General features: G+C 71.5%; 4 protein-coding genes. All 4 read right to left on the reverse strand.

The annotated features are described in order from the left end of the window. On the reverse strand, positions 1-1,142 hold a 1,142-nt coding region (locus G6021_RS17865; RefSeq protein ID WP_347238916.1), incomplete at its 3' end, for a thrombospondin type 3 repeat-containing protein. Positions 1,143-1,324: 182 nt separating this feature from the next. Then, complete coding sequence (locus tag G6021_RS05060) at positions 1,325-2,536, reverse strand: acetate/propionate family kinase (RefSeq protein ID WP_182640777.1); 1,212 nt, start codon at positions 2,534-2,536, stop codon at positions 1,325-1,327. Beyond that, positions 2,533-4,758: a phosphate acetyltransferase gene (gene pta / locus G6021_RS05065; RefSeq protein ID WP_187700453.1), complete on the reverse strand. Its 2,226-nt coding sequence runs from the start codon at positions 4,756-4,758 to the stop codon at positions 2,533-2,535. Before pta ends, G6021_RS05060 begins: the two co-directional genes overlap by 4 nt. A 205-nt stretch (positions 4,759-4,963) precedes the next feature. Continuing rightward, a partial coding sequence (locus G6021_RS17870; RefSeq protein WP_347238917.1) for an HNH endonuclease signature motif containing protein occupies positions 4,964-5,216 on the reverse strand: 253 nt, incomplete at its 5' end.

The raw sequence follows: 5,216 nt of genomic DNA on the forward strand, positions 1-5,216 counted from the left end.
GTTGACGTGACGGGAGCGGCCGGGACGGAACCGGATCCGGCCGACCCGCCGCTGGAACCGCCGGCGGACCCGTTCCAGGGCCAGCCGGGCAACCCGCCCTGCGACCCGCCCAGTGACCCGCCGATCGAGCCCCCCAGGGACCCGAGCCCCGGCCCCAGGATGAGCCCGATCACCCCGACGATCACCACCGGCCAGATGACGTCCGGTAGGTCCGCGGACCCGCCGCCCGACGCGGGCCGGATCACCAGGCGTCGGACGGAGGTGTACGTCGCACCGTCGGGCAGGGTGACGGTGAACTCGACGTCATAGGTCCCGGCCCTCGACGGGGTGCCCACCAGGACGCCGTCCTCGAGCCGCAGGCCCGGCGGCAGAGTCGAGGCGTCCACCGCGAGCACGGCCCCCTCGGGCGTGCGCGGCAGGAACGGCTCGGGCCCGAAGGATCGCCCGATCGTGCCGTCGGGAAGTCGGTTGACCGGGTCGGTGGGGTCGGTGCCGAGCTGGTCCTCGACGAGATCCGGCAGGCCGTCACCGTCGGTGTCCACGACCCCGATGTCGGTGAACGACACCCAGATCATCGGACTCACGCTCTGGCGTTGCGCGTAGTTCTCCACGTCGCGGGGTACCGATACTTCGTCGACGACCCTCGCCGTCTGGCCGGGTGCGAGATCGAGTGCCGCGACCGTGGTGCCGCGGGCCGGGGAATCGGCTGACCGGGGGGTGTCGGCACCGTAGAGGGTCACGGTCCGCGAATCGGAGCCGACGGCGCCGGTGATGGTGCTGCTGACGTCGAATTCGGCCGCGCCCGAGACCAGATAGTCGCCGATCCCCACGGCGTACCGCCCGGTTCGGCCCGTGTCGGTGGCATTGCGGACGTGGTAGGTCCGGTCGATCGACTCTCCCGGCGACATCGAGCACGGGTCCACCTCGGGGGTCCCGCCGATCGCGCCCTCCGGGTCGGAGAGCGCGGGCCCGCCGGCGAGGTCGCACCCCCACGATCCCAGGACGAGGTCAGGTGCATCCGTCCAGGTGGAGCCGTCGAGCGAGAACTCCAGGTCGGTGTGCGCGTCCAGTGGCGCGGCGGTGATGGCGCGGGCGACGGATGCCCCGCCGAGCACCAGGGTGACCGCCGTCGCGAGAGCCACCGGGATCAACCCCACCGTCCGACGACCTCGCGACCGGCCGGGCCGCGTATCGCGGGCGGGCTCGGTGACACGCGGAGATCGTGGGTGCTTCGGCATCGACCAGCTTCGTCAGGACCGGGCTGAGGCCCGGGGGGTGGCCCCCACTGTAAGCGTAAGGACGTTCTTAGGTAAAGGTGTCCCTGTCACTCCCCCAGCCCCAGGACCCTGTCGCACGCCCGGGCGATCGCCAGCTCCTCGTCGGTCGGCACCACCAGAACCGTGACCCGGCTGCCAGGCGTCGAGATGACGCGTTCCCCTGAACCGTTCTCGTTGGCCTCCGGGTCGATCTCCACCCCCCAGCCACCGAGAGTGGACAGGGCGTCCGCACGCAGGCGGGCGACGTTCTCGCCCACTCCCGCGGTGAACGTGATGGCCCCGACGTCGCCGAGAACCGCCCAGTAGCCGCCGATGTAGCGACGCAGTCGATGGATCACCACCTCGTAGGCGAGCACGGCGTCGTCGTCGCCGGCATCGACCCGTGCGAGCAGTTCCCGGAAGTCGCGGGCGCCCGCCAACCCCTCCAGCCCCGACCTGCGGTTGAGCAGGGTGGAGACGTCCTCGGGCGACATGCCCCGGTCGCGGATGAGGTGGATGATCAGACCGGGGTCGAGGTCGCCGGGACGCGTGCCCATGACCAGGCCCTCGAGCGGAGTCAGGCCCATGGAGGTGTCGACCGCCCGCCCGCCGGCGATCGCTGAGGCCGACGCCCCGTTGCCGAGGTGCAGCACGATCTGATCGAGCTCGTCGTACGGCCGACCCAGGATCTCGGCGGTGCGGCGAGAGACGAACTCGTGGCTGGTGCCGTGGAAGCCGTATCGGCGCAGGTCCCATCTGCTCGCCACCGCGCGGTCGATCGCGTAGGTGTGAGCCGCGGCGGGCAGGGTGTGGAAGAACCCGGTGTCGAACATCGCCACGTGCGGCAGGCCGGGCAGCAGCTCGCGGGCCACGCGGATCCCGCGCAGGTTGGCGGGGTTGTGCAGCGGCGCCAGCAGCTCGAGCTTCTCGATACCCGCCTCCACCTCGGGTGTGACCTCGACCGGATCGTGGAAGTCCGGCCCGCCGTGGACCACCCGGTGACCGATCGCCTCGACCCCCAGGTCGGTGGGGTGGGCGCCGAGCTCGCCCGCGAGCTCCAGCACCCGGCTGAGCGCCACGGTGTGGTCTGGGACCGCCGCCTCCACGCTGCGCTCCCCACCCGGCGAACCGGCCAGGTCACCGCGCCGCACGGTCAGCGTTCCGACGGGCTCGCCGATGCGCTCGACCAACGCCCACGCCAGCTCGGAGTCAAGCGCGGTGTCGAGGATCTGCAGCTTGAGCGAGGAGGAGCCGGAGTTGATGACGAGGACGCGGGTCACGACTCGCCCTCGCGGGCGCCGGCGGTCCCCTGAGCCTCAACTGCTGAACCCTGCGCCCGAACGCCTGAACCCTGCGCCTGAACGCCTGCACCCTGCGCCTGAACGGCGGTGATGGCGACCGTGTTGACGATGTCCTCCACCAGCGCGCCGCGGGAGAGGTCGTTGATGGGCTTGCGGAGCCCCTGCAGTACCGGCCCGATCGCGACGGCGCCGGCGGTGCGCTGCACGGCCTTGTAGGTGTTGTTGCCGGTGTTGAGGTCGGGGAACACCAGGACGGTGGCCCGGCCGGCCAGCGGTGAGTCCGGCATCTTCTTGCGGGCCACCGTCGGGTCGACGGCGGCGTCGAACTGCAGCGGTCCGTCCACCACGAGGTCCGCCATCGGGTCCCCCTCCGCGGCCGCGGCGATCCGTGCGCACACGATCTCGGTGGCCTCACGCACCTTGTCGACGTCCGCTCCGCTGCCCGAGTCGCCCGTGGAGTAAGACAGCATCGCGACTCGCGGGTCCACACCGAACCGGGACGCGGTCTCGGCGGAGGACAACGCGATGTCGGCGAGCTGCTCGGCGGTCGGGGCGGGGACGACCGCGCAGTCGCCGAACGCCAGGACGTGGTCTGAGAGGCACATGAGGAACACGCTGGACACGGTCTTCACGCCCGGCCTCGTCCGGATGATCTCCAGCGCGGGTCGGATGGTGTGCGCGGTGGTGTGCGCGGCGCCCGAGACCATGCCGTCGGCGAGGCCGGTGTGCACCATCATCGTGGCGAAGTAGGAGATGTCGAGCATCCGGTCGCGGGCCACGTCCAGCGTCATGCCCTTGTGCTCGCGCAGCTCCGCGTACTGCCGGGCGAACGGCTCGGCGTGCTCGCTGCTGCGTGGGTCGAGGACCTGCGCCCCGGACAGGTCGATGCCCAGTTCATCCGCGCGTCGCTGCACGGCCTCGGGGTCGCCGAGGATCGTCAGGTCGGCGACATCCCGGCGCAGCAGCCGGCCGGCGGCGTGGAGGATCCGGTCGTCGTCACCCTCCGGCAGCACGATGTGCCGCTTGTCCGCGCGGGCGCGCTCGAGGAGCTGGTGCTCGAACATCTGCGGCGTCATGACGTCGGGGGTGTCCACACGCAGGCGGGCGAGCAGTTCCTCGGTGTCGACGTGCTTCTCCATGAGGCTCAGTGCCGTCTCGACCTTGCGCCCGGAGCCGGAGTACACGCGTCCCCGGGTCTCGGCCGCCAGGCGGGCGGTGTCGTAGGTGCCGTGGTCGGTGCACACGATCGGCAACGTCGAGCGCATGCCACGGACCAGTCGATCCATCGCCGCGTTCGGCATCAGGCTCCCGTTCCAGATCATCCCCGCCAACGAGGGGAAGCCCTCCGCGCCGTGCGCGGTGAGCACAGCGAGAACGGCGTCGGTCCGGTCAGCGGGAACGATGACGACCATGCCGTCCACCAGCCGCTCCAGGATCCGCTCACCGGTCATCCCGCCCACCATCAGTGCCATGACCTCTCGGTCCAGCAGGGCCGGGTCACCGGAGTAGAGGGTGCCGTCCACGGCATCCACCAGCTCCCCCATCGTGGGCGCGGTGAGCAGGGCCTGGCTCGGCAGCGTCCAGGCGGGCAGGTCCAGGGGCGCGAGCTCGGCCTGGATGGCCTCCAGCGCGCTGGGGTCGCACCGGTTGACCACGATCCCCACCGGGTGCGCGTGCTCGACCCTGAGCTCCTCGAGCGTCAGCCGGGCGTTCGTGCCGATCTCCCCTGGTGTCCGGTCGGCGCCGCGGATCACCAGGAGCACGGGCGCGCCGAGGTTCACGGCGAGTGTGGCGTTGAAGTCGAACTCGGTGGGACTGGGCACGCCCGTGTAGTCGGTGCCGAGGATCACCACCACATCGCACTGCCCGGCCACCACGTGGTATCTGTCCACGATCTCCGCCAGCGCCGAGTCGCGGTCCTCGTGGACGCGGGCGTTGGTCACGCCGATGCAGTCCTCGTAGTCGAGGTCCACGGTGGTGTGCTGGAGCAGCATCTCCACGATGCGGTCGCGCGGGGGCTCGGTGTCCGTGCCGGTGCCGGCATCGGCATCGACGACGCGCGGCGCGACGGTGACCGGGCGGAACACCCCCACCCTCTGTACGGTCCCGGCGAGAATCCGCAGGAGGCCGAGGGCGACGGTCGACTTCCCGGTGTCGCCCTCGGGGGCCGCCACGTACACAGCGGAGGACGACAGGGGCATGTCGGTCACCGGGGACGGAATCGTGGGCGCGTCGGTCTCGGGCGGGAGAGTCTCGGATACGGGGGAATCGGGCACGAGGGCATTGTGACAGCGCGAGCCCGCCGGCACACCTCGTACACGCCATGCAGACCCGTCGCGCGCCCCGACGCGCGGCCGCGCCGGCGAGATGCCGGGAGGGGCTGACGCGCTGCTGTCAGGGGCCGGGTCAGACATCGGTGAGCCTGTCGACGCCGGGCGGCAGCCACGTGCAGCGACCAGGCGAGCCCGGGTCCGCGACGGTCGTCCACGCCGACGGGCCGTCGCCGACGAACGCGTGATGCACGGGACAGCCCAACGCGCCATTGGCGACAGTCGTGGGTCCGCCTCGCGACCACTCCTTCACGTGGTGGAACTGGCTCCCCCTGGCCGGTGCGGCGCAACCCGGGAACGTGCAGCCTCCGTGCGCGGCGTAGAGGACA

Origin of the sequence: Dietzia sp. CW19 (genome assembly GCF_014145265.1) — a bacterium.
In the GTDB taxonomy this organism is placed as follows: Bacteria; Actinomycetota; Actinomycetes; order Mycobacteriales; family Mycobacteriaceae; genus Dietzia; species Dietzia natronolimnaea.